This window comes from Dickeya sp. NCPPB 3274 (assembly GCF_000406205.1).
Classification (GTDB): domain Bacteria; phylum Pseudomonadota; class Gammaproteobacteria; order Enterobacterales; family Enterobacteriaceae; genus Dickeya; species Dickeya fangzhongdai.
Genome location: NZ_CM001979.1, coordinates 1,930,383 through 1,953,026, shown reverse-complemented (window position 1 = coordinate 1,953,026; position 22,644 = coordinate 1,930,383). Strand labels below are relative to the sequence as shown.

At 58.9% G+C, this 22,644-nt stretch carries 19 protein-coding genes and 1 riboswitch; of the genes, 8 read left to right on the top strand and 11 right to left on the bottom strand.

Annotated elements, in window-relative coordinates; all coding sequences use genetic code 11:
• Positions 1–4: 4 nt before the first annotated feature.
• From moaB to DXX3274_RS08955, 5 genes are all read right to left on the bottom strand, one after another.
• Positions 5–517 (bottom strand): molybdenum cofactor biosynthesis protein B, encoded by a 513-nt coding sequence (moaB, locus tag DXX3274_RS08970; protein WP_042859497.1) that lies wholly within the window; start codon positions 515–517, stop codon positions 5–7.
• Between the two features lie 31 nt (positions 518–548).
• Positions 549–1,538 (bottom strand): GTP 3',8-cyclase MoaA, encoded by a 990-nt coding sequence (gene moaA / locus DXX3274_RS08965; protein ID WP_042859496.1) that lies wholly within the window; start codon positions 1,536–1,538, stop codon positions 549–551.
• Positions 1,526–1,669, bottom strand: a riboswitch (molybdenum cofactor riboswitch). (Overlaps the previous gene by 13 nt.)
• Before the next feature lie 310 nt (positions 1,670–1,979).
• Complete coding sequence (locus tag DXX3274_RS22785) at positions 1,980–2,126, bottom strand: DUF2474 domain-containing protein (protein ID WP_071604021.1); 147 nt, start codon at positions 2,124–2,126, stop codon at positions 1,980–1,982.
• Positions 2,127–2,173: 47 nt separating this feature from the next.
• Complete coding sequence (gene cydB / locus DXX3274_RS08960) at positions 2,174–3,181, bottom strand: cytochrome d ubiquinol oxidase subunit II (protein ID WP_042859495.1); 1,008 nt, start codon at positions 3,179–3,181, stop codon at positions 2,174–2,176.
• Position 3,182: 1 nt separating this feature from the next.
• The gene (locus DXX3274_RS08955; RefSeq protein WP_042859494.1) at positions 3,183–4,598 is read right to left on the bottom strand and encodes a cytochrome ubiquinol oxidase subunit I; all 1,416 of its coding nucleotides are present in this window, start codon (positions 4,596–4,598) and stop codon (positions 3,183–3,185) included.
• 631 nt (positions 4,599–5,229) lie between these two features.
• On the opposite strand from DXX3274_RS08955, the gene yvcK reads away from it, so the two are divergent.
• A complete protein-coding gene (gene yvcK / locus DXX3274_RS08950; RefSeq protein ID WP_042859493.1) occupies positions 5,230–6,150 on the top strand; it encodes a uridine diphosphate-N-acetylglucosamine-binding protein YvcK in 921 nt (306 codons plus the stop codon).
• A 3-nt stretch (positions 6,151–6,153) separates the two neighbouring features.
• On the opposite strand, the gene DXX3274_RS08945 is transcribed toward yvcK, so the two are convergent.
• The 6 genes from DXX3274_RS08945 to bioB all read right to left on the bottom strand — a co-directional run bounded on the left by DXX3274_RS08945 (position 6,154) and on the right by bioB (position 13,078).
• The gene (locus tag DXX3274_RS08945; RefSeq protein WP_042859492.1) at positions 6,154–6,585 is read right to left on the bottom strand and encodes a VOC family protein; all 432 of its coding nucleotides are present in this window, start codon (positions 6,583–6,585) and stop codon (positions 6,154–6,156) included.
• 113 nt (positions 6,586–6,698) lie between these two features.
• Complete coding sequence (gene uvrB / locus DXX3274_RS08940) at positions 6,699–8,711, bottom strand: excinuclease ABC subunit UvrB (RefSeq protein WP_038918693.1); 2,013 nt, start codon at positions 8,709–8,711, stop codon at positions 6,699–6,701.
• Positions 8,712–9,443: 732 nt separating this feature from the next.
• Entirely contained in the window at positions 9,444–10,124 is a 681-nt protein-coding gene (bioD, locus tag DXX3274_RS08935) for a dethiobiotin synthase (RefSeq protein WP_042859491.1), read from the bottom strand.
• A complete protein-coding gene (gene bioC, locus DXX3274_RS08930) occupies positions 10,117–10,899 on the bottom strand; it encodes a malonyl-ACP O-methyltransferase BioC (protein ID WP_050569846.1) in 783 nt (260 codons plus the stop codon). Before bioC ends, bioD begins: the two co-directional genes overlap by 8 nt.
• Complete coding sequence (bioF, locus tag DXX3274_RS08925) at positions 10,886–12,040, bottom strand: 8-amino-7-oxononanoate synthase (protein WP_042859490.1); 1,155 nt, start codon at positions 12,038–12,040, stop codon at positions 10,886–10,888. The genes bioC and bioF overlap by 14 nt, the downstream gene beginning before the upstream one ends.
• Positions 12,041–13,078, bottom strand: coding sequence for a biotin synthase BioB (bioB, locus tag DXX3274_RS08920; RefSeq protein WP_042861996.1), 1,038 nt, complete (start codon positions 13,076–13,078; stop codon positions 12,041–12,043).
• Between the two features lie 89 nt (positions 13,079–13,167).
• Here bioB and bioA point away from each other — a divergent pair, with 89 nt between their 5' ends.
• From bioA to DXX3274_RS08885, 7 genes are all read left to right on the top strand, one after another.
• Positions 13,168–14,451 (top strand): adenosylmethionine--8-amino-7-oxononanoate transaminase, encoded by a 1,284-nt coding sequence (gene bioA / locus DXX3274_RS08915; RefSeq protein WP_042861995.1) that lies wholly within the window; start codon positions 13,168–13,170, stop codon positions 14,449–14,451.
• A gap of 428 nt (positions 14,452–14,879) precedes the next feature.
• Positions 14,880–16,856: a glycoside hydrolase family 3 protein gene (locus tag DXX3274_RS08910; RefSeq protein WP_050569845.1), complete on the top strand. Its 1,977-nt coding sequence runs from the start codon at positions 14,880–14,882 to the stop codon at positions 16,854–16,856.
• 144 nt (positions 16,857–17,000) lie between these two features.
• A complete protein-coding gene (locus tag DXX3274_RS08905; RefSeq protein ID WP_042859489.1) occupies positions 17,001–17,411 on the top strand; it encodes a CidA/LrgA family protein in 411 nt (136 codons plus the stop codon).
• The gene (locus tag DXX3274_RS08900; RefSeq protein ID WP_042859487.1) at positions 17,411–18,106 is read left to right on the top strand and encodes a CidB/LrgB family autolysis modulator; all 696 of its coding nucleotides are present in this window, start codon (positions 17,411–17,413) and stop codon (positions 18,104–18,106) included. Before DXX3274_RS08905 ends, DXX3274_RS08900 begins: the two co-directional genes overlap by 1 nt.
• A gap of 103 nt (positions 18,107–18,209) precedes the next feature.
• On the top strand, positions 18,210–19,538 hold the full coding sequence (locus DXX3274_RS08895; protein WP_042859486.1) for a PD-(D/E)XK nuclease family protein: 1,329 nt from the start codon (positions 18,210–18,212) through the stop codon (positions 19,536–19,538).
• A 190-nt stretch (positions 19,539–19,728) separates the two neighbouring features.
• Entirely contained in the window at positions 19,729–20,616 is an 888-nt protein-coding gene (cdd, locus tag DXX3274_RS08890) for a cytidine deaminase (protein ID WP_042859485.1), read from the top strand.
• A 281-nt stretch (positions 20,617–20,897) separates the two neighbouring features.
• Positions 20,898–22,595: an NAD-dependent malic enzyme gene (locus DXX3274_RS08885; protein WP_039695702.1), complete on the top strand. Its 1,698-nt coding sequence runs from the start codon at positions 20,898–20,900 to the stop codon at positions 22,593–22,595.
• Positions 22,596–22,644: the final 49 nt, after the last annotated feature.

The following is a 22,644-nucleotide window of genomic DNA, read 5'->3' as shown; positions in this document are numbered from 1 at the left end:
CAGCTTACTTTTTCAAATGAGGATAGAGGTTACAGGGCTTCTGGCGCGCATCCAGTTGCTCACTGATGATGCGTTCCCAGGCGGTATGACAGGCCTTGGTCGACCCCGGCACGCCGAAAATCGCCGTCTGGTTAGCCAGACCGGCAATGGCGCGGGACTGAATGGTGGCGGTGCCGATCTCTTCGTACGACACCATGCGGAACAGTTCGCCAAATCCGTCGATTTCCCGGTCGAACAGCACCCGGACGGCCTCCGGCACCAGGTCGCCTGGCGTAAAGCCGGTGCCGCCGTTGATCAGGATAACCTGTACATCGTCGCTGGCGATCCAGGCGGAGACCTGTGCGCGGATCTGGTACAGGTTTTCGCTGACAATCGCGCTGCCCGCCAGTTGATGCCCATCATGCTGCAACGCCTCACGCAGATAATCGCCGGACGTATCGTCGGCGGCGGTGCGGCGCGACGACACCGTCATCACCGCCACGCGCAGAGGAATAAATTCGCTGCTGACCTTGCTCATAAACACTCCTTAACGCTATTGCGCGGCCTGTTCAGCCGCCGATAAAGGACAGATTCGGGGTAATGCCGCTGTTGCCGTCGTGCAGGAAATGCGACTGCCGTTTGCTGCTCAGACCGCCGGAAATACGCAGCTTCAGCGCCTCCTGCTGGTCGTCATCCGTCAGCAAATCGCGCAGCGGAATGCCCTGCTCGCCAAACAGGCACAGGTGCAGATTGCCGATGGCCGACACCCGCAGCCGATTGCAGCTCTGACAAAAGTCTTTTTCGTACGGCATGATTAACCCCACCTCACCCTGATAATCCGGGTGCGAGAACACCTGCGCCGGGCCGTCGCTGCGCGCCCGCGCCTGCTGTTGCCAACCTTGTTGCAACAAGCGCTCGCGGATCACCTGACCGGATACATGGTGACGGCGGAACATCTCCCGCCCTTCGCCGGTTTCCATCAGTTCAATAAAACGCAGTTGGATCGGCCGGGTGCGGATCCAGTCGAGAAAGGTGTGCAGGCTGCTGTCGTTGACATCACGCATCAGTACGGTATTGACTTTCACCCGGCGAAATCCGTTGGCGAAGGCGGCATCAATGCCGTCCATCACCTGACGAAACTTGTCCTGCCCGGTAATGGCGTGAAACTGACGGGCATCCAGGCTGTCGACGCTGACGTTAAGCGCCGTCAACCCGGCCTCGCGCCAGCTCGCCACATCCCGCGCCAGCCGGTAACCGTTGGTGGTGACCGCCAGCGTGCGAATCGCCGGGTTTTCGCGGATAGCGGCAATAATGTCGACAAAATCGCGGCGCAAAGACGGCTCGCCTCCGGTCAGACGCACCTTTTCGGTGCCCAGATCGGCAAACGCGCGGCCGACGCGGCGGATTTCATCCAGCGACAGAAAACGGTGGGGCGTCGCGCCGTTCGGCTGGTAACCGTCCGGCAGACAATAGGTACAGCGGAAATTACAGACGTCCGTTATCGACAGGCGCAAATAGTAAAACTTGCGCGCAAACGCATCGGTCAGTTGACTCACCATAAACACCTTTCCAAATACGGGAGATGCGGGCATTTCTACCCTGCACCCTGGTGACCATCGGCCACGGCCAGGGAACCGTATCCTCGCTTGCGCGCGAACTTAGGCTCCGGGGCTAGGAGTTTGATTTCCCGGCATCGCTTCACCGACGCCGGACAACCGTGATTGCTTCATGAAGTCTATCGCCAAATCAGGTAATCCGTCACTGAAAATGCGGTATATAACCCTGTATATAGCGGATTTCATTCACTATTTTGGCGCTCAGCATAGCGGAAATCCACGCCACTTTCCTGACCTGAGTCATAGGATGACGCTTATCCCCTACCCCTCTGGAGGTAAGGCGCGCGAAATGAACCGGTTTGCCCGGTTAACGAAACATGCCCGCCGGACAACCGGCAGGCATGGGGTGCGGATAAAACATACGGCAGATACTACGGCGAATAGTCAGTGCGTTTTCAACCCGGCGGCGGTCATCAGCAGACGAAACAGCGTCGCGACCACGCCGAGCGTCAGCACGCTGGCGCTCCATAGCACCGCCATCCATACCAGCCGCCGCCACAGCGGTCGCGCCGGCTGTGGCGATGTTGCCATGTCCATTGCACTTTCCCTGACAACGGTTCGTACGGTAAACCGCTTCATCAGTGGTACCCCTCATCCGGCCGGACTTTTCCCCGGAAGACGTAATAACTCCAAAAGGTGTAGCCCAGGATCACCGGGATGATCAGCAGCGCGCCGACCAACATGAACCCCTGACTCTGCGGCGGCGCGGCGGCGTCCCACAGCGTCAGCGATGGCGGAATGATCATCGGCCACAGGCTGATGCCGAGTCCGGTGAAGCCGAGAAAAATCAGCGCCAGCGTCAGCAGGAACGGAGAATAGTGCGCGTGGCGACGCACGCCGCGCACTATTCCCGCCGCGCAGGCCGCCACCAGCAGCGGAACCGGCAGGAACCAGAACAGATTGGGCAGCGAGAACCAACGCTGTTTGACAGCGGGATGCGCCAGCGGAGTCCACAGGCTAATAACCGCGATCACCGCCAGTAGCGCCACCACCAGCGACGGCGCCAGCGCCGACATGCGGCGATGCAGCTCCTGCCCGGTTTTCATGATAAGCCAGGTACACCCCAGCAGCGCATACGCCACCACCAGTCCAACGCCGCAAAACAGTGAAAACGGCGTCAGCCAGCCCAATACCGGACCGGAAAACTGGCGATCGGTCACCTCAAAGCCGTTGAGCACCGCGCCGACGGTAACGCCCTGAAAGAAGGTGGCGACCAGCGAGCCCCACATAAAAGCGCTATCCCAGAACGGACGGTGCGACGGCGTCGCCTTGAAACGAAACTCAAAAGCGACGCCGCGAAAAATCAGCCCAACCAGCATCAGCGTCAGCGGAATAGTCAGCGCATCCACAATCACCGCGTAAGCCAGCGGGAACGCGCCGAACAATCCGGCGCCGCCCAGCACCAGCCAGGTTTCGTTGCCATCCCATACCGGCGCGACGGTATTGACCATCAGGTCCCGATCGGCGGCGTGACGATGAAAAGGAAACAAGATGCCGATACCCAGATCAAAGCCGTCCATCACGATATACATCAGCGTGGCGAAGATGATGATGGCGAACCAGATGACAGAAAGTTCGATACCCACGTTATTTCCCCTCTTCCAGCGTTTCCGGTACCGCGGACAACGGCCGCGCCGGCGTAGACGATTGCCCCGGCCCGCCGGCAGGTGCGGCGTCGCCTTCTCCCGATTGCGGCCCTTTCTTGATCAGCCGCACCAGATAGACATAACCAACGCCGAATACCGACAGATATACCGCGATAAACAGCAGCAGGCTGATGCTCATTTGCAGGTCGCCGTGCGCCGATACCGCGTCACGGGTGCGCTGCAGACCGTAAACCACCCACGGCTGGCGCCCCACCTCGGTGGTAAACCCCCCCGCCAGAATCGCGATCAGCCCCGACGGCCCCATCAGCAGGGTGAACCACAAAAACGGCCGCGACTGATACAACCGGTGACGCCAGCGCAGCCACAAACCGATAACGCCCAGCAGGATCATCAGCATGCCCAGACCGACCATGATGCGAAACGACCAGAACACCACCGTCGAATTGGGGCGTTCGTCTTTCGGGAAACGTTTCAATGCCGGCACCTGCTTGTCCAGGCTGTGGGTCAGAATCAGGCTGCCCAGATAAGGAATGTCCAGCGCATAGCGGGTGGTTTCGCGTTCCATATCCGGCCAGCCCACCAGGATCAACGGCGTCGGTTCGCCGGGCGGGTTATCCCAGTGGCCTTCTATCGCCGCGATCTTGGCAGGCTGGTATTTCAGCGTATTCAGGCCGTGCATATCCCCCAGCAGCGCCTGAACCGGCGCCACGATTAACGCCATCCAGAGCGCCATCGACAGCATTTTGCGAATCGCCGGCGTGTCGTTGTTACGCAGCAAATGCCAGGCGGCGGACGCGCCGACAAAGAAGGCGCTGGCAAGAAACGCCGCCGTCGCCATGTGCATCAGCCGGTACGGAAAAGACGGGTTGAAGATCACCGCCAGCCAGTCCACCGGCACCACTACGCCGTTATGGATTTCATGGCCCTGCGGGGTCTGCATCCAGCTGTTGGACGCGAGGATCCAGAACGTGGAAATGATCGTGCCAAGCGCCACCATGCAGGTGGCGAAGAAGTGTAGCCCCGGCCCTACCCGCTGCCAGCCAAACAGCATCACGCCAAGGAAACCGGCTTCCAGAAAAAAGGCGGTCAGCACCTCGTAGGTCAGCAACGGGCCGGTGATACTGCCGGCAAACTGGGAAAATCCGCTCCAGTTGGTGCCAAACTGATAAGCCATCACCAGGCCGGACACCACGCCCATGCCAAAATTGACGGCAAAGATTTTCGACCAGAAATGGTAGAGATCGCGGTAGTCGCGGTTATTGGTTTTCAGCCATAATCCTTCCAGCACCGCCAGAAAACTGGCCAGCCCGATGGTGATGGCGGGAAAAATGATATGGAAGGATACCGTGAACGCAAACTGGATCCTTGCCAGATGAAATGCATCGAGTCCGAACATGTCTTACCTCTGGACTGCAAACAGCCCTGCTATCGATTTACTTGTCGGCTGGGTGCGGGCCGGAATGGGAGCTATCGCCGACGCGCGCCGAACGAAAGAGCGCCAGCCGTACTCACGCTGGCGGCGGAATACCGCTGGCAAGGATCTTAGAATGGGTGAGAATAAATGGACATAAACAGTCTGTATTATTTACGCCATAACAGTTTACGTTATAACAGCATGATTTATCTGTGCGTAATTTTTATTTTTCGATAAAAAACATGGGAAGTGTAAATTTAAATATATTTAAAAAACATAAAGATAAAAAAATTAATGAAAAATATAACAGCATAGTTTATTACATCATTTATCAAGCCATCATATTTTAAAAAATCCGCTTTCCTGTTATTAACGATTATCAGCTAGCCATTGATTTCCGCTGAAAAATCGAACCACCGACGGACCTTTTTCTGGTTAACCGGCAGGCACCTCCTGCACCGCCGCACACCGCTTTTTGGCGACCATGTGTACAACCGGTAACCATCCAGTAAGACGCGTGGAAAATTTCTGCCGGCGCTTATGCTGCTTCAATCAAAGATGTGGTATATATCCGCTACTTTTTACGGCAGATAACCGAAAGATAAGGGTATTTATGGGGAATCGCACATTGGCGGAGCTGGATCGCGTTGTGGCGCTGGGCGGCGGTCACGGACTGGGGCGCGTCATGTCGTCGCTCTCCTTTCTGGGGTCACGACTGACCGGCATCGTCACCACAACCGACAACGGCGGCTCCACCGGGCGAATTCGCCGTTCGGAAGGCGGCATTGCCTGGGGCGATACCCGTAACTGCCTGAACCAGTTGATCACCGCTCCCAGCGTGGCGTCGGCAATGTTCGAGTACCGCTTCAGCGGCAACGGCGAACTGTCCGGCCATAATCTTGGCAATCTGATGCTCAAAGCGATGGATCACCTCAGTGTGCGTCCGCTGGAAGCCATCAACCTGATCCGCAATCTGCTCAAGGTGGACGCGCTGCTGATCCCGATGTCGGAACAACCGGTAGACCTGATGGCGATTGATGCCCAGGGCAATCCAGTGTACGGCGAAGTGGCGGTGGACCAGCTCGCCGCCCTGCCGCAGGATCTGATGCTCTACCCGGCCGCCCCCGCCACACGGGAAGCGCTGACGGCCATTGCCGAGGCGGACCTGATCCTGATCGGCCCCGGCAGCTTTCTCACCAGCCTGATGCCGCCGTTACTGCTCGCCGATCTGGCGCAATCGCTGCATGACGCCCGCGCCCCGGTGGTGTACATCGGTAATCTGGGGGACGAACAAAGCCAAATCGCCACCCGCCTGACGCTGGCGCAAAAGCTGCAGCTTATCGAGAGCAAAATTGACCGGCGCATTATTGACGCCGTGGTCGTCGCGCCCCGAACGGACACCCGCGGGGTGGACGACCGCCTGATTATCCAGCAGCCGCTGGCAGCGCAGGACGTGCCGCACCATCATGACCGCGTACTGTTGCGCGCGGCGCTGGAGCAGGCGGCACAGTCGCTGGGACTATGCCCCGCCTGAGGCTCACTCTCTGAGCCACGGCGTGTGGGTCATGCCCAGCAGCAGGCCCTCCGGGCTGAGGAAGCGGGTTACCGTCTGCCCCCAGGGCTCCAGTCGGTTCTCCACTAACAGCGGATATCCCTGTTGTTTGACCGCCTCGGTAGCGGCGGCGATATCCGCCACTTCCAGCTCCATCCAGCCCTGCGGCGTCGGATACGCCGATGGCCAGTCATCACTGCCGAAACAAGACTGACTGGCCTGCGCCAGCGGCCATAGCGCGAAATGCTTCACGCCGCCCAGCTCGTCGCAGGAGAGGTAGATATCGTTGCCTTCCATCGGCTTCAGCGGCAGATTCAACATCGTCTGATAGAACGTCTGGCTAGCCGGAGCGGATACCGTTACCGGCCCAAAGCCAGCGACGAACAGCACGTCTACGCCAGAAATCGGATTATTCATCACTCAGCCTCTCTCTCTGTATGCTTTATATCTGTGTATAGGTTCTGCATCTGTATATAGATTCTTGCCGCCGGCCGGACAACAACGCCGGCACGGCTCTCACGCCGGTATCATCATGATGCGGCGATAAACTGTTCGCGCAGCGCGTGAATCTCGTCGCGCAGACGGGCGGCTTCCTCGAACTCCAGATTCTGCGCATGGGCCAGCATCTGACTTTCCAGCTCGCGGATTTTTTGATCCAGCGCTTTTGGCGACAGTTGTTGGTAATGCGCCGCCGGTTCGGCCGCTTTTTTGCCGCGCCCTTTGCCCCGGCCGTTAGTCGGCTGACCAATCTGCAGAATGTCGCCAATCTTCTTGTTAAGGCCCTGCGGCACGATGCCATGTTGCTCGTTGTATGCCTGCTGTTTCTCGCGACGGCGCAGGGTCTCATTCATGGCACGTTCCATCGACGGCGTAATCTTGTCGGCATACAAAATCGCCTTGCCGTTGAGGTTACGCGCCGCCCGGCCGATGGTCTGAATCAGCGATCGTTCCGAACGCAGGAACCCTTCCTTATCGGCATCCAGAATCGCCACCAGCGACACTTCCGGCATGTCCAGACCTTCACGCAACAGGTTGATACCCACCAGCACATCGAACTCGCCCAGACGCAAGTCGCGGATGATCTCCACCCGCTCCACGGTATCAATATCAGAGTGCAGATAACGCACCCGCTCGCCGTGCTCTTCCAGATACTCGGTCAGGTCTTCCGCCATCCGTTTGGTCAGGGTGGTGACCAGCACGCGCTCGTTGATAACGGAGCGCTTGCGAATTTCCGACAGCAAATCATCCACCTGGGTAGTCACCGGGCGTACTTCCAGTTCCGGGTCCAGCAGACCGGTCGGCCGCACTACCTGATCGATCACCTCGCCGCCGGATTTTTCCAGCTCGTAATTGCCCGGCGTCGCCGACACATAGATTGTCTGCGGCGCCAGCGCTTCGAACTCCTCGAATTTCATCGGCCGGTTGTCCAGCGCCGACGGCAGGCGAAAACCGTACTCCACCAGCGTTTCCTTGCGCGCCCGGTCGCCGCGGTACATCCCGCCCAGTTGCGGAATGGTGACGTGGGATTCGTCGATCACCAGCAAACCGTCGGCCGGCAGGTAATCGAACAGCGTCGGCGGCGGTTCGCCCGGCCCGCGGCCGGACAGAAAGCGGGAGTAGTTTTCAATGCCGGAGCAATAGCCCAGCTCATTCATCATCTCCAGATCGAAGGTGGTGCGCTGCGCCAGCCGCTGTTCTTCCAGTAATTTATTGCCGGCGAGCAGCACCTGACGGCGCTCCGCCAGCTCGACCTTGATCTCTTCCATCGCCTGCAGGATACGTTCGCGCGGCGTGACGTAGTGGGTTTTGGGGTAGATGGTGTAACGCGGCACCGTCTGCACAATATGCCCGGTGAGCGGGTCGAACAGCGACAGCCGCTCCACCTCTTCGTCGAACAGTTCCACCCGCAGGGCGATGTCTTCAGATTCCGCCGGAAAAATATCGATGATCTCGCCGCGCACGCGGAAGGTGCCGCGCGAAAACGCCTGATCGTTGCGGGCGTACTGCAACTCCGCCAGCCGCCGCAGGATGGCGCGCTGGTCGATCAGCATGCCCTGAGTCAGGTGCAGCATCATCTTTAAATACAGGTCCGGATCGCCCAGACCGTAAATGGCGGACACCGACGCCACCACCACCACGTCGCGCCGCTCCAGCAGCGCCTTGGTGGCGGACAACCGCATCTGTTCGATGTGTTCGTTGACCGAGGCGTCCTTCTCGATGAAGGTGTCCGAACTCGGCACGTAGGCTTCGGGCTGGTAGTAGTCGTAGTAAGAGACGAAATACTCCACCGCATTATCCGGAAAAAACGCTTTCATCTCGCCATACAACTGCGCCGCCAGCGTCTTGTTGGGCGCCAGCACCATGGTCGGCCGGTTGAGGTCGGCAATCACGTTGGCGATGGTGAACGTTTTACCGGACCCCGTTACCCCCAGCAGCGTCTGGTGCGCCAGCCCGTCTTCCAGACCTTCTTCCAGGCGGCGTATCGCCTCGGGCTGGTCGCCGGCGGGTTTGAAATCAGAATGCAGTTTGAACGCTTTACTCATGGATAAGACACCCGGATAAAAAACGGTTGGAATCATGCAACGGACATCAGCGGGTTAGGCCAGCGTCGCCGACAGGGAGAGACACAACTAGTATGAAAATCCCCGGTCAGATTTGCCAGCCACATATTACTGGATATAAAAACAGCATCAAGCAATTCTTAACCATTGACGGCACAACCATAGCGTCCTGGTTGACTAGCACAGAGTGATGCCGCTAATCCAGCAAAAAATAATGCATTTATCCCCAGAAATGCCGTTTCTCAAATTAGCTGCTACGACCAGTGCCGGTGATTTATTCAAACGGGTCCCGCTGCAATAAAAGTGACTTGCTTTTAATTAATTATTTGATTTTTAATTGTTTTGTAAAAAAGAGGAGATTAGCATCAAACCAAGCGCAACCCGCGCCGGCTCTTGGCTGGCGCGTTTTTTCTAACCCTAATGCACACAGTTATCCACAGAAATAGTGGATAACTCCCACAAGCGCCCGCGCCTCCTGTATTGGCGTGTTTCACGGTCTTTTTCCGCCATGAAAGCGCAAGGCGCTTTTAAACAAGATTTCCGTGTTTGACCCGGCGATCATTATAAAAAAAAGTGCTAAATGACACAGACTTAGCAAGAAGAAAAACTGCTGGCCCAGTGGATTCAGCAGCTGTTTTCAAGATGGTTTTTTCTATCAATTTCAACCAGAAGAGGGGGAAAAGCCGCGATTCATGCAACATTTGCTCAGAATCGTTAACCTCTCAGTAAAGTGATGTTTAAGTAATCACCGATATCCTGCTGAATTGGCTCGGATAAGTAAGGGATTTCCCCCAGCAGCGGCGCCGGAATCCGCGCTTGCAATGTTTGCAGGTAGGCGTGATGGTGACGGCCGGGCGGCTGCACCACGTTGGCGACCCAGCCCGCCAGCCGCAAACCGACTTGCTGCACCGCCTGCGCCGTCAGCATCGCGTGGTTGATGCACCCCAGCTTCACCCCCACCACCAGAATCACCGGCAACGCCTCTTGCTGTACCCAATCGGCGAAGGTCTGCCGCGCGGAAAGCGGCGTAAACCAACCGCCGGCGCCCTCTATCAGCACCCAGTCAGCCTGACGCTCCAGCTCACGCAATCCACCGCTGAGGGTGGAAAACGCAATCGGCCGCTGTTCGGCCGCGCTGACGATATGAGGCGACGTCGGTTCCAGAAACGCCAGCGGATTGACCGCATCGTAGGGCAGCGCCACGCTGCTGTTGGCCTGCAACTGCAATGCATCGCTGTTGCGGATGCCGTGCGGCGTCACGTCGCAGCCGGAGGCCACCGGCTTATACCCGGCGGTACGGTATCCGGCGCGGCGGGCGGCCTGCAGCAGCGCCACGCTGGCGACCGTTTTGCCTACTTCAGTGTCGGTTCCGGTAACAAACCAGCGTTCAGTCACGATAAATCACTCCAAAAACACGTTGATACGTCAGGGGATAGCCCTGCGGATGACGGCTGTAACGCGTGGTCAGTTCGGTCAGTTTCCGACGGCTCAGGCCGCCGTGGTCACGGCCGTCACGCAGCCAGGTGGCGCCTACCCCTTTGACCGAACGCATCAGGCTCAGCACATCGGGGAAATAGCAGGTCACCGGCGCCAGCGAGACATCAGCGTGGTAGAGACGGAAGGAGGAGACGATCGCCTCCAGCGACATAAAGCGGTTAATGCGACGCGAGCCGTCCAGTTGCTGCCAGGCCGCATCCAGTTCAGCCAGCGTGCCTTCCGCCAGGGTACAGACGGCAATCGCCCCGCCCGGCCGGGTGACCCGGTAAAGTTCAGCCAGCCCGGCGTCGAAATCATCGCACCATTGCATCGCCATGTTGCTAAAGCTGATATCCACGCAGCCATCCGCTAACGGCAGATGTTCGATATCGCCTTGCAGATAGCGCGTCGCCGCCCGCCGCTGACGCGCTATCGCCAGCATCTCCGCCGATAAATCCAGCGCCGTCACCTGTTTTCCGATCGCCTGCCAGCGGGCGCTGAAATAGCCGGTGCCGCAACCGGCATCCAGCACCTCGCGGCCGGCATGGTCGCCGACCAGCGCCATCAACTGTTCCCCACTCTCGCGCTGCAGGGCGGCAAAGCGGTCGTAATATCCGGCCGCCCGGCCGAAGGCGCGGGCAATCGCCTGCTTATGGGGAGGATGCGGCATCGGGAAGGCGTTAACCGGCGTCATACAATACCTCCAGCAGACGGTCGATATCCTCCGGCTGATGACTGGCGGTCAGGGTAATGCGCAGGCGAGCGGTGCCCGGCGGCACGGTGGGCGGCCGGATGGCGTTCACCCACAACCCTTGCGTACGCAGTTGCTGCGCCAATGCCAGCGCCCAGGCGTTATCGCCGACGATCAGCGGCTGGATAGCGCTCGTCGACTCCAGCAGACGAAACGGCAACCCGGCCGCACCGTCGCGGAAACGGCGGACCGTCTGCGCCAGCGCGGCACGTCGCGCCTCGCCGTCAGCGCCGCGAACGACCGCCAGCGCCGCGTCCAGCGCGCACGCCTGCGCCGGCGGCATGGCGGTGCTGTAAATCAGATGTCGGGCGAACTGCAACAGGTATTCCGCCACCAACTGGTTACACAACACCGCCGCCCCGCTAACGCCAAACGCTTTGCCGAAAGTCACAATCAGCAGTTCGGGTTTCACCCCTTGCTGCCAGCTACAGCCGCGCCCCTGTTCCCCGACGATGCCGATGCCGTGGGCATCATCCACCATCAGCCAGGCGCCATGCTCGCGGCAGCGCGAGTGCAACGCCGCCAGCGGCGCGGTGTCGCCATCCATGCTGAACACCCCTTCGGTGACCACCAGCGTCTGGCCGCCGACCGGTTTTTCCAGCAGTTGCTGCAACGAATCCGGCTGATTATGGTGAAAACGGCGTAACGTAGCAGGCGACAGGCTGGCCGCTTCCAGTAACGAGGCATGACTGAGGCGATCCGCCAGAATACGGTCCCCCTCCGTCAACAGCGCCGTCACCACCGCCTGATTGGCGGCGAACCCGGAGATCATCAACAGCGCCCGGTCGTACCCCAGCCAGTCCGCCAACTGCTGTTCCAGTTGCTCATGCGCGTTGGTATACCCGGTCACATGACCGGAACCGCCGCTGCCCACGCCGTAGTGTTCTGCGCCCTGCTGCCAGGCGCGCACAATCGCCGGGTGCTGACTCAGCCCCAGGTAGTCATTACAGGAGAAATTGAGATAACGCCGCTGCTCGCGCACCAGCCAGCGACCGCTGCCGCCGTCATTGGGCAAGCGCACCCGGTAGGCGTCCTCCGCCTGCCGCTGCGCCAGCGCCTGATCGATCCGTTGTTGCCAGCCCATTCACACCGCCGCGTTGTAGTACTGCGCGGTATCGGCATGCAGCAGTCGTTCGGTCAGATGCTGCTGTTGCTGGTTGTCGCCGTATTCGGTTTGGGTCTGCTGCGGATTAATCCCCAGTTTGCGGAACAGCAGCAGATCCTTGTCTTCTTTCGGATTCGGCGTGGTCAACAGCTTGCAACCGTAGAAAATCGAATTGGCGCCGGCCATAAAACACATCGCCTGCGTCTGCTCGCTCATCTGCTCGCGCCCGGCCGACAGCCGCACGTAAGAAGCCGGCATCATGATACGCGCCACAGCGATGGTGCGGATAAAATCGAACGGATCCACATCCTCGTTTTCCGCCAGCGGCGTCCCCTTCACTTTCACCAGCATGTTGATCGGCACGCTTTCCGGCGGCGTCGGCAGATTCGCCAGCTGTACCAGCAGCCCGGCGCGGTCACGCACCGTTTCCCCCAGGCCGACGATGCCGCCGGAGCACACTTTGATGCCGGCTCCACGCACTTTGCCCAGCGTATCCAGCCGTTCCTGATAAGTTCGGGTGGTGATGATATTGCCGTAAAATTCCGGCGACGTATCCAGATTGTGGTTGTAGAAATCAAGCCCGGCCGCCGCCAGCCGTTCGGCCTGATCGCCATGCAGCGTGCCCAGCGTCATGCAGGTTTCCATTCCCATCGCTTTTACGCCGCGCACCATTGACTCCAGATACGGCATATCGCGCTCATGGGGGTTTTTCCACGCCGCGCCCATGCAGAAGCGGGTAGAACCGGCCGCTTTGGCCTGTCGGGCGGAATCCAGCACCTGCTCGACCTGCATCAGCCGTTCGGTTTCAATGCCGGTACGGTAGCGAGCGCTTTGCGGGCAGTATTTGCAGTCTTCCGGGCAGGCGCCGGTTTTGATGGATAGCAGCGTGCTGACCTGCACCTGGCGGGGATCAAAGTGCTGGCGGTGCGCCTGTTGCGCTTCAAACATCAGTTCCAGAAACGGCTTATCGAACAGGGCCTGCGCCTGTTCCAATGTCCAGTTTACGCGTTCGGTCATCATCATTGCTCCGGGTAAAAAAGTATCGCCAGTGTAATTTATGTGGGTATACTGTCAACCAAATTGAGATCCGATTGGTTTACATCAGTATGAATCAGGATGACCTGAACTTCGACCAGCGCCATATCTGGCACCCCTACACCTCCATGACCGCTCCCCTGCCTTGTTACCCGGTGATCGCCGCCAGCGGTTGTCAGTTGCAACTGGCCGACGGCCGCCAACTGGTGGACGGTATGTCTTCATGGTGGGCGGCCATTCACGGCTACAATCACCCGCGGCTGAATCAGGCGCTGACGGACCAACTGGCGCAGATGTCGCACGTGATGTTCGGCGGCATTACCCATCCGGCGGCGGTGGCGTTGTGCCGCCAACTGGTGGCGATAACCCCGACGGCGCTGGAGTGCGTGTTTCTGGCGGATTCCGGCTCGGTGGCGGTGGAAGTGGCGATGAAGATGGCGCTGCAATACTGGCAAGCGCGCGGCGAGCGCCGCCAGCGCTTCCTGACGCTGCGCCACGGCTATCATGGCGACACCTTTGGCGCCATGTCGGTGTGCGATCCGGATAATTCGATGCACAGTCTTTATCAGGGATATTTGCCGCCGCATCTGTTCGCCGACGCGCCGCGCTGCCGTTTTGACCAGCCCTGGCAGCCGGAAGACATCACCGCCTTCAGCGCACTGTTGCAGCAGCATCAGCATGACATCGCCGCCGTGATCCTGGAGCCGATCGTGCAGGGCGCGGGTGGTATGCTGTTTTATCATCCCGAGTATCTGCGGCAGGTCCGCCAGTTATGCGATCGGCACGGCATTCTGCTGATCGCCGACGAAATCGCCACCGGGTTTGGCCGTACCGGACGCCTGTTCGCCTGCGAGCACGCCGGGGTGACGCCGGATATCCTGTGTCTTGGCAAAGCGCTGACCGGCGGTTATATGACGCTCTCCGCCACGCTCACCACCCGCGCGGTGGCGGAAACCATCAGCAACGGCGAGGCCGGATGTTTCATGCACGGCCCCACCTTCATGGGTAACCCGCTGGCCTGCGCCGTGGCCCATGCCAGCCTGACCCTGCTGGCGGAAAACCGCTGGCAGACGCAGGTCGCCGCTATTGAAGCGCAGTTGCGTCAGGCGTTGTTGCCGCTCAGGGAGGCGCCGACCGTGGCCGACGTGCGGGTGCTGGGCGCCATCGGCGTGGTGGAAACGCGTCAGCCGGTCAATATGGCGCGTCTGCAACGGTTCTTTGTCGAGCGAGGAGTGTGGATTCGGCCGTTCGGCAAGCTTGTCTATCTCATGCCGCCCTTCATCATTCAGCCGGACGAGTTGCAAGCGCTGACCGATGCGGTTAGGCAGGCGGTTTTCAGTCCGGCGCTGTGGTAAATCCGGCGTAAGGTAAATCCGGCGTGAGGTAAATCCCACGCCTACCAAAGCCGGGCCGCAAATAGCGCCCGGTTTTATTTTCCTTTATTTGCCGCCCGCGCTTTTCGCCCTCTTCCTTGTTATTTTCCAGCAATTGAAATCGAACAATCACAATAAGAAATTATCACCAATGATGGTGATTGAATAATTCTCATCCACCAGCAACCACCTGCGCCAATTCTTTGATCCATCTTCAGAATTGCTATTTACCCGCTTGAATCCCCAATTAAGACTGGCATAGCGTGACAGGAATTAATCGCTGGCGCTCACCGTTATTCCACTCAGCGGACACAGCCTGTCTTTTCTTTTTTCCGATGGTCTGTCGCGTTGAACCGTCACGGGTGCCCGCTGTTTTTTCCTCTGGCCCATACATAATGAGAAAGACCACCATGAAATCACGATTTTCGCCGCACACTGCGGTGGTTCTGCCCTGGATTGCCACCCTCCCCTTGCTGTTTTCCCCGCTGGCGGGAGCCGTACAGCAAGCGGTGCTTGATACCCGCGAAGCCCCGCTGATCACCGTCAATGGACTGACATTCAAGGATCTCAACCGCGACGGTAAACTCAATCCGTACGAAGACTGGCGTTTGCCGCCGGCGCAACGTGCGGCGGACCTGGTGTCGCGCATGACGCTGGCCGAAAAAGCCGGGGTGATGATGCACGGCTCCGCCCCCACCGCCGGCAGCGTCACCGGCGCCGGCGCCCAGTACGACCTCACGGCGGCCAAAGCCATGATCGCCGAACGCTACGTCAACAGCTTTATTACCCGGCTTTCCGGCGACAACCCGGCCCAGATGGCGGAAGAAAACAACAAATTGCAGCAACTGGCGGAAGCCACCCGGCTGGGCATCCCCGCCACCATCAGCACCGACCCGCGCAACTCATTCCAGTCGCTGGTCGGCGTTAGCGTGTCGGTCGGCAAATTCAGCAAATGGCCGGAAACCCTCGGTCTGGCCGCCATCGGCGACGAAGAACGGGTGCGGCGCTTCGCCGATATCGTGCGTCAGGAATATCGCGCGGTCGGCATCACCGAAGCCCTGTCGCCCCAGGCCGACCTGTCCACCGAGCCACGCTGGCCGCGTATCGACGGCACCTTCGGCGAAGACCCCGATCTGACCAAAAAGATGGTGCGCGGTTATGTCACCGGCATGCAGAACGGCAAAAACGGCCTTAACGGCCAGAGCGTGATTTCAGTGGTGAAACACTGGGTCGGCTACGGCGCGGCGCAGGACGGCTGGGACAGCCACAACGCCTATGGCAAATACGCGCTGTTCCGTCAAAATAACCTGCAATGGCATATCGACCCGTTTACCGGCGCGTTTGAAGCCCACGCCGCCGGCATCATGCCCACTTATTCCATTCTGCGAAACGCCCGCTGGCACGGTAAACCGATCGAGCCGGTCGGCGCCGGTTTCAACCGTTTCCTGCTCACCGACCTGCTGCGCGGCCAGTACGGTTTTGATGGCGTGATCCTCAGCGACTGGCTGATCACCAACGACTGCAAAGGGGACTGCCTGACCGGCGTCAAACCCGGTGAAAAACCGGTGCCGCGCGGCATGCCGTGGGGCGTGGAAAACCTGACGCCCGCCGAGCGTTTCATCAAGGCGGTTAACGCCGGGGTTGATCAGTTCGGCGGCGTAACCGACTCGGCCTTGCTGGTGAAAGCGGTACAGGACGGCTTGCTGAGCGAAGCCCGGCTGGATACCTCGGTCAACCGTATCCTGAAACAGAAATTCCAGACCGGGTTATTCGAGCGCCCTTACGTCAATGCCGCGCAGGCCAACGATGTCGTCGGCAGAACGGACTGGCAGCAACTGGCGGACGATACCCAGGCGCGGGCGCTGGTGTTGCTGCAAAACAACAATCTACTGCCGCTGCGTACAGGCAGCCGGGTCTGGCTGCACGGCATTGAAGCAAAAGCCGCGCAGGCGGCAGGGTTTATCGTCGTGGATGCGCCGGAAAAGGCGGACGTGGCGCTGATTCGTACTCACGCCCCGTACGAGCAGCCGCACAAAAACTTCTTTTTCGGTAGCCGTCACCATGAAGGGTCGCTGGCGTTTCACGCCGACAACCCGGACTATCAGGCCATCGTGCGCGCCAGCGCCCGCGTGCCGACGCTGGTCACCGTCTACATGGAGCGCCCGGCGATCCTCACCAACGTGGTGGACAAAACCCGGGCGCTGGTCGCCAACTTCGGCGTCAGCGATAGCGTACTGTTGAACCGGCTGGTCTCCGGCGCGGCTTACACCGCAAAATTGCCCTTCGAACTGCCGTCTTCCATGCAGGCGGTGCTGAAACAGCAGCCCGACCTGCCGTACGACAGCAATAAGCCGTTGTTCCCGTTCGGCTACGGCCTGCCCCACTAGCCCTCGTTGCCCCGGTTCGTCCGGGGCGACCATTCCCGCCGAAGGGCTCGTCCAGGGAAAACCACACTCCGCGTTTTGTGATTCGTAGCACACTGACAATATTAGCGTTATCATCACTTCTACGGTTAATCAGGATTTTCCCTTATGCGTAATACCATCACGCTTTGCTGGCAGTATTTACGCGCTTTCGCATTGATTTATCTGTGTCTGTTCGCCGGCAATGCGATATCCGCGTTACTTCCCATCACCATTCCCGGCAGCATCCTCGGCATGCTGATTCTGTTCGCGCTGCTGGCGTCGCAGATTCTGCCTCCCGACTGGGTCAAACCCGGTTGTCATCTGCTGATTCGCTACATGGCGCTGCTGTTCGTGCCCATCGGGGTCGGGGTGATGAACTACTATGGCGTGCTGCGCGACCAGTTCGGCCCGATTGTCGTTTCCTGTCTGGTCAGCACCTTTGTGGTGATGATCGTCGTCGGCTACACCACCCAGATGATGCACGGCGACCGGCAGGCTGGCAGCCGGAACGGCGCAGAAACGAAGGAAGAAAAATAATGCTGACTTATCTGTGGTGGTCGCTGCCGCTGACGCTGGCGGTGTTCTTTGGCGCCCGCAAGGTGGCGATGACGCTAAAAATGCCGTTGCTGAACCCGTTGCTGGTGTCGATGCTGGTGATCATTCCGCTGCTGCTGGTGCTGGATATCCCCTACAACCACTATTTTAGCGGCAGCGCCATCCTCAACAGCCTGTTGCAACCGGCGGTGGTGGCGCTGGCGTTTCCGCTGTATGAACAGCTACATCAAATCCGCGCGCGCTGGAAATCCATCATCAGCGTCTGTTTTATCGGCAGCGTCACCGCCATTATTTCCGGCACCGTCATCGCCCTGTGGCTGGGCGCGTCGCGGGAAATCGCCGCCTCGGTGTTGCCGAAATCGGTCACCACGCCGATCGCCATGGCGGTCGCCAGTTCCATCGGCGGCATTCCGGCCATCAGCGCCATGTGCGTGATATTCGTTGGCATCGTCGGCGCAGTACTCGGCCACGCGCTGTTCAATCGACTGAAAATCCATGCCAAATCCGCCCGCGGGCTGGCGATGGGTACGGCGTCGCACGCGCTGGGCACCGCCCGCTGCGCGGAAGTGGACTTTCAGGAAGGCGCCTTCAGTTCGCTGGCGCTGGTGATTTGCGGCATCATCACCTCGTTGATCGCCCCGTTTCTGTTTCCGGTGATCGTGCGCCTGATGGGCTAACCGCCGCCAGACGCCCTGACGTCATCTACGTTGCAGGTCCGCACCTCGAAACGCAGGTCGGCCTGCTTCCCGCCACATGATAAGAAAACATTCAGACGGCCACATGGACGAACAGACATTTTATACCTTTCTTGAAGATAAACATTTCATCGAGTTACAAGAGCTGCTCAAGACATCGGATGACATCCTTGATGTGATTACGCTAACGGAAAATCAGCACTCCCATATGTTGGCCTGGTGCCTGAATCCGCATGAAGGCCACGGTCAGCGAGACGCGATAATTAAAGATTTTCTGACCGCCGCCTATTACGCCAGTACCGAACATAAATACGACAATAAAAAATTCTTCCACATCTGGACCCCCGGCTTAATTCATCAGAGCAGTTTTGGTTCGCTGTTTGTCTGCCGGGAATTCAGCATTGTCGACCTTGACGGGGGTCGCCGCCGTCTTGACCTGTTTTTGATCGACCCGCAAAACAAATTTATCGTCACGATAGAGAATAAAGCCGGCTCAACCCCCGATGTCACTCAGCTTGACGACTATCACGCCGCGGTGAAAAAAGCGCTGGCGCGCAACGCCTGCTTTCACGGCTATAACTTCCTGTTCGTCGCCATCGACAAATGGTTTAATCAGTCAGCCGATAACGATTTTGTCAGCCAGGCCAATCGCTGGGCATTTATGAACTACCAGTGGCTGGATAAAGCGGCGTATCGCGCCCGCCTGCAATCCGAAAATCATCATGCCGCGGTGCAGTTGTTGTTGTCGTACTGCCAGAAACAGGCCGACTGGCAAAGCCCGGCCGAGCAAAGAATCTCAGAACTCTCCGCCACGCTGGCAATCCGCTATGCGCCGCTGGTGGAACACTTTTACCAGCAAAGAAATTGCTCGCCTGTGCAGTGGCGCGTCAGCAAATTCGCCGGCATAGACGCCGAAATGCTGCTGTTCCTGCAACAGCACCGCCCGCTCTGCGACAAGCTGATCCAATCCCGCGGCATCGCCGGCGTGCTGGTTAACATGAAAAAAGCCCTGCCGGACTTGCAGGGTGACGATGGGTCGTACAGCAATAATCTGCAAATCAGCCGCACCTGGTTTAATTTTGTCACCGACGCCATGCTGGAAATCAGCGCGGAAACGTACTGGCCTCTCTACGTGAACATTTTCAGAGAGAAAAGCGAAAACAGCCGTCATCCTCGCTTCGGCTTACGGGTGTTTTATGCCGAGGCCTACCTGAATGAAGCCTTCTCCTCTTCGCATTCCGCATTCAACGACTTGCTCTATCAACACTTTCCTGAGGGAAGAAAATCCAGAGCTTATGACTGGAAAACACTCAGTCATCAATACGGGTTGAGCGCAACGGAGGTGGTTGAGCAGGCGAAAAGACTCGCACAAAAAATAGATGCGATCATTCAGCAGGAAAATAAAGCGGCATGACCGGACGGCGGTTCATAACCGCCGCCGCACTGCCAACCTGGATTGCGCCGATAAACTTGAGATACATCTCGCATTTGTGATTTCTTTTTCATGTATTTCATATAAAAAGTGATAATAATCACAAATAATCGCCGTGTGGCTGACCAGACTCTGGTTAACACGCTCTGAAAACCGGGAAAGAGAGACCATCATGCAAGCACGCTTCCACGACGCTTTCACGCAACTGCCTGCGGCGCTGCAAGCCGCGCTGGCGCCGATACTGGCGCGTGATGATTTTGCCGCCATGCTGACCGCCGATGATGTCGGCAGAATTTGCGCCCAGTGCCGACTCGACGCCGACAGTCTGGCCTTCGCCCTGCTGCCGCTGGCCGCCGCCTGCGCACTGACGCCGGTGTCTCACTTTCACGTCGGCGCGATAGCACAGGGCGTTAGCGGCGCCTTCTACTGGGGCGCCAATATGGAGTTCGACGGCCTGCCGCTGCAACAGACCGTCCACGCCGAGCAAAGCGCCGTCAGCCATGCCTGGCTGCGCGACGAACCGGCGCTGCGGGCAGTGACGGTGAACTACACGCCCTGCGGGCACTGCCGCCAGTTCATGAACGAACTCAATAGCGCGCCCGAACTGCGTATCTGCCTGCCGGGGCGTTCACCCGCACTGCTCGGCCACTACCTGCCGGATGCGTTTGGCCCGCGCGATCTGGCGATCAACACCCTGTTGATGGATGACATCGATAACGGATTGACGCTGACGACGGACGATGCCCTGCGTCAGCTGGCGCTGGCGGCGGCCAACCGCAGCCACGCACCGTACAGTAAAGCATTCAGCGGCATCGCGCTGGAAACCCGTCGCGGCCGCCGTTACGCCGGGCGTTATGCGGAAAACGCCGCGTTCAATCCCAGCCTGCCGCCATTGCAGGCGGCGTTGAATCTGGTCAATCTGGCCGGCGAGCCGTTCAGCGACATTCAGCGGGCGGTGTTGGTGGAATCCAGCCATGTGACGCTCAGCCAGTGGAGTCTGGCCCAGCCGTTGCTGGCGTCATTCGGCTGTACCGCTCTGTGCCGCGAACCGGCGCACTAAACCATGACGCGCCGCCATGACATTCATATGGCGGCGCGGCTTCGATCCGGTGGTGGAAAATTCACACCGTGTGAGTAAGACCAGCCTCCCAATCCCCCTCTTTTTCCAGCAGAAGCGCGATAATATGTGACTTTCCCCACATATTTTTCATATGCAAGTCATCTGTAATTATTTTAATTAACAATCCCTGTACATATTTTTGGGGTACTTTAAGATCCGCGTTATCCTATCGTTTCGTTGGTTCTTCGAACCGATTTCCGCTACCCAAAGAGTCGAAAGTCATGGAATTGGAATACGAAAGTAAACGTCCGCTTTATATCCCTTATGCCGGTCCTATCCTGCTCGAATTTCCCCTGCTGAACAAAGGCAGCGCCTTTACCGAGGCGGAGCGCGCCCAGTTCAACCTGCACGGCCTGCTGCCCGAAGCGGTGGAAACCATTGAAGAACAGGCAGAGCGCGCCTGGCGGCAGTATCAGGAATTCAAGAACGACATGGAAAAGCACGTGTACCTGCGTAACATTCAGGACACCAACGAAACCCTGTTCTACCGTCTGCTGGAAAACCACCTGAGCGAAATGATGCCGATCATTTATACGCCGACGGTGGGCGCCGCCTGTGAACACTTCTCCGACATTTACCGTCGTGCCCGCGGCCTGTTTATCTCCTACCCCAACCGCGAGCATATCGACGATATGCTGCAAAACGCCACCAAACAAAACGTAAAAGTCATCGTGGTGACGGACGGCGAGCGTATCCTCGGTCTGGGCGACCAGGGCATCGGCGGTATGGGTATTCCGATCGGTAAACTGTCGCTGTACACCGCCTGCGGCGGCATCAGCCCGGCCTACACCCTGCCGGTGGTGCTGGACGTCGGCACCAACAACCCGCAACTGCTCAACGACCCGCTGTACATGGGTTGGCGTCACCCGCGTATTACCGGCGACGAATACTACGAGTTCGTGAACGAATTCATTCAGGCGGTGAAACGCCGCTGGCCGAACGTGCTGCTGCAGTTTGAAGACTTCGCCCAGAACAACGCCATGCCGCTGCTGAACCGCTACCGCGACGAAATCTGCAGCTTCAACGACGACATTCAGGGTACCGCCGCCGTAGCGCTGGGCAGCCTGATCGCCGCCAGCCGCGCGGCCGGCAGCCAGCTGCGCGACCAGACCGTAGCCTTCCTTGGCGCCGGTTCCGCCGGTTGCGGCATCGCCGAGCAGATCATCGCCCAAATGAAATCCGAAGGCCTGAGCGATGAAGAGGCCCGCGCCCGCGTATTCATGGTGGACCGTTTTGGCCTGTTGACCGACAAACTGCCGAACCTGCTCGACTTCCAGAGCAAACTGGTGCAAAAAAGCGAAAACCTGGCCAAATGGGACATCAACAGCGACGCCATCTCGCTGATGGACGTCATGCGCAACGGCAAGCCGACCATCCTGATCGGCGTATCCGGCCAGCCCGGCCTGTTCACGGAAGAGATCATCCGTGAAATGCACAGCCACTGCGCCCGCCCGATCGTGATGCCGTTGTCCAACCCGACCTCCCGCGTGGAAGCGCGTCCGGAAGACATCATCCGTTGGACCGACGGCGCGGCGCTGGTAGCGACCGGCAGCCCGTTCGCCCCGGTACAGCACAAGGACAAGGTTTATCCGATTGCGCAGTGCAACAACTCCTACATTTTCCCCGGCATCGGTCTGGGCGTACTGGCCTGTGGCGCCAAGCGCATCACCGACGGCATGCTGATGGCCTCCAGCCGCGCGCTGGCCGACTGCTCGCCGCTGGCAAGCCAGGGCGAAGGCCCGTTGTTGCCGGAAGTCAGCACCATTCAGGAAGTCTCCAAGCACATTGCGCTGGAAGTCGCCAAAGCGGCCCAGTTGCAGGGCGTTGCGGAAGTCACATCCGAAGACGCGCTGGTGAAAGCGATTGCCCACAACTTCTGGCAGCCGCAGTACCGCACCTACAAGCGTACCTCTTTCTGATCGCGCTTTCCGGTCGCGCTGATTTCAGCGCGACCATCTCAGACGCGGC

Excerpts from the sequence above, each read along its gene's own strand:
- DXX3274_RS08900 (WP_042859487.1), top strand. The coding sequence starts at position 17,411 with ATGCTGACTTATCTGTGGTGGTCGCTGCCGCTGACGCTGGCGGTGTTC.
- bioA (WP_042861995.1), top strand. The coding sequence starts at position 13,168 with ATGAATCAGGATGACCTGAACTTCGACCAGCGCCATATCTGGCACCCC.
- bioC (WP_050569846.1), bottom strand. The coding sequence starts at position 10,899 with ATGACGCCGGTTAACGCCTTCCCGATGCCGCATCCTCCCCATAAGCAG.
- DXX3274_RS08885 (WP_039695702.1), top strand. The coding sequence starts at position 20,898 with ATGGAATTGGAATACGAAAGTAAACGTCCGCTTTATATCCCTTATGCC.
- DXX3274_RS08955 (WP_042859494.1), bottom strand. The coding sequence starts at position 4,598 with ATGTTCGGACTCGATGCATTTCATCTGGCAAGGATCCAGTTTGCGTTC.
- DXX3274_RS08905 (WP_042859489.1), top strand. The coding sequence starts at position 17,001 with ATGCGTAATACCATCACGCTTTGCTGGCAGTATTTACGCGCTTTCGCA.
- moaA (WP_042859496.1), bottom strand. The coding sequence starts at position 1,538 with ATGGTGAGTCAACTGACCGATGCGTTTGCGCGCAAGTTTTACTATTTG.
- cdd (WP_042859485.1), top strand. The coding sequence starts at position 19,729 with ATGCAAGCACGCTTCCACGACGCTTTCACGCAACTGCCTGCGGCGCTG.
- DXX3274_RS08895 (WP_042859486.1), top strand. The coding sequence starts at position 18,210 with ATGGACGAACAGACATTTTATACCTTTCTTGAAGATAAACATTTCATC.
- yvcK (WP_042859493.1), top strand. The coding sequence starts at position 5,230 with ATGGGGAATCGCACATTGGCGGAGCTGGATCGCGTTGTGGCGCTGGGC.
- bioB (WP_042861996.1), bottom strand. The coding sequence starts at position 13,078 with ATGACCGAACGCGTAAACTGGACATTGGAACAGGCGCAGGCCCTGTTC.
- DXX3274_RS08945 (WP_042859492.1), bottom strand. The coding sequence starts at position 6,585 with ATGAATAATCCGATTTCTGGCGTAGACGTGCTGTTCGTCGCTGGCTTT.
- DXX3274_RS08910 (WP_050569845.1), top strand. The coding sequence starts at position 14,880 with ATGAAATCACGATTTTCGCCGCACACTGCGGTGGTTCTGCCCTGGATT.
- DXX3274_RS22785 (WP_071604021.1), bottom strand. The coding sequence starts at position 2,126 with ATGGCAACATCGCCACAGCCGGCGCGACCGCTGTGGCGGCGGCTGGTA.
- moaB (WP_042859497.1), bottom strand. The coding sequence starts at position 517 with ATGAGCAAGGTCAGCAGCGAATTTATTCCTCTGCGCGTGGCGGTGATG.
- uvrB (WP_038918693.1), bottom strand. The coding sequence starts at position 8,711 with ATGAGTAAAGCGTTCAAACTGCATTCTGATTTCAAACCCGCCGGCGAC.
- bioF (WP_042859490.1), bottom strand. The coding sequence starts at position 12,040 with ATGGGCTGGCAACAACGGATCGATCAGGCGCTGGCGCAGCGGCAGGCG.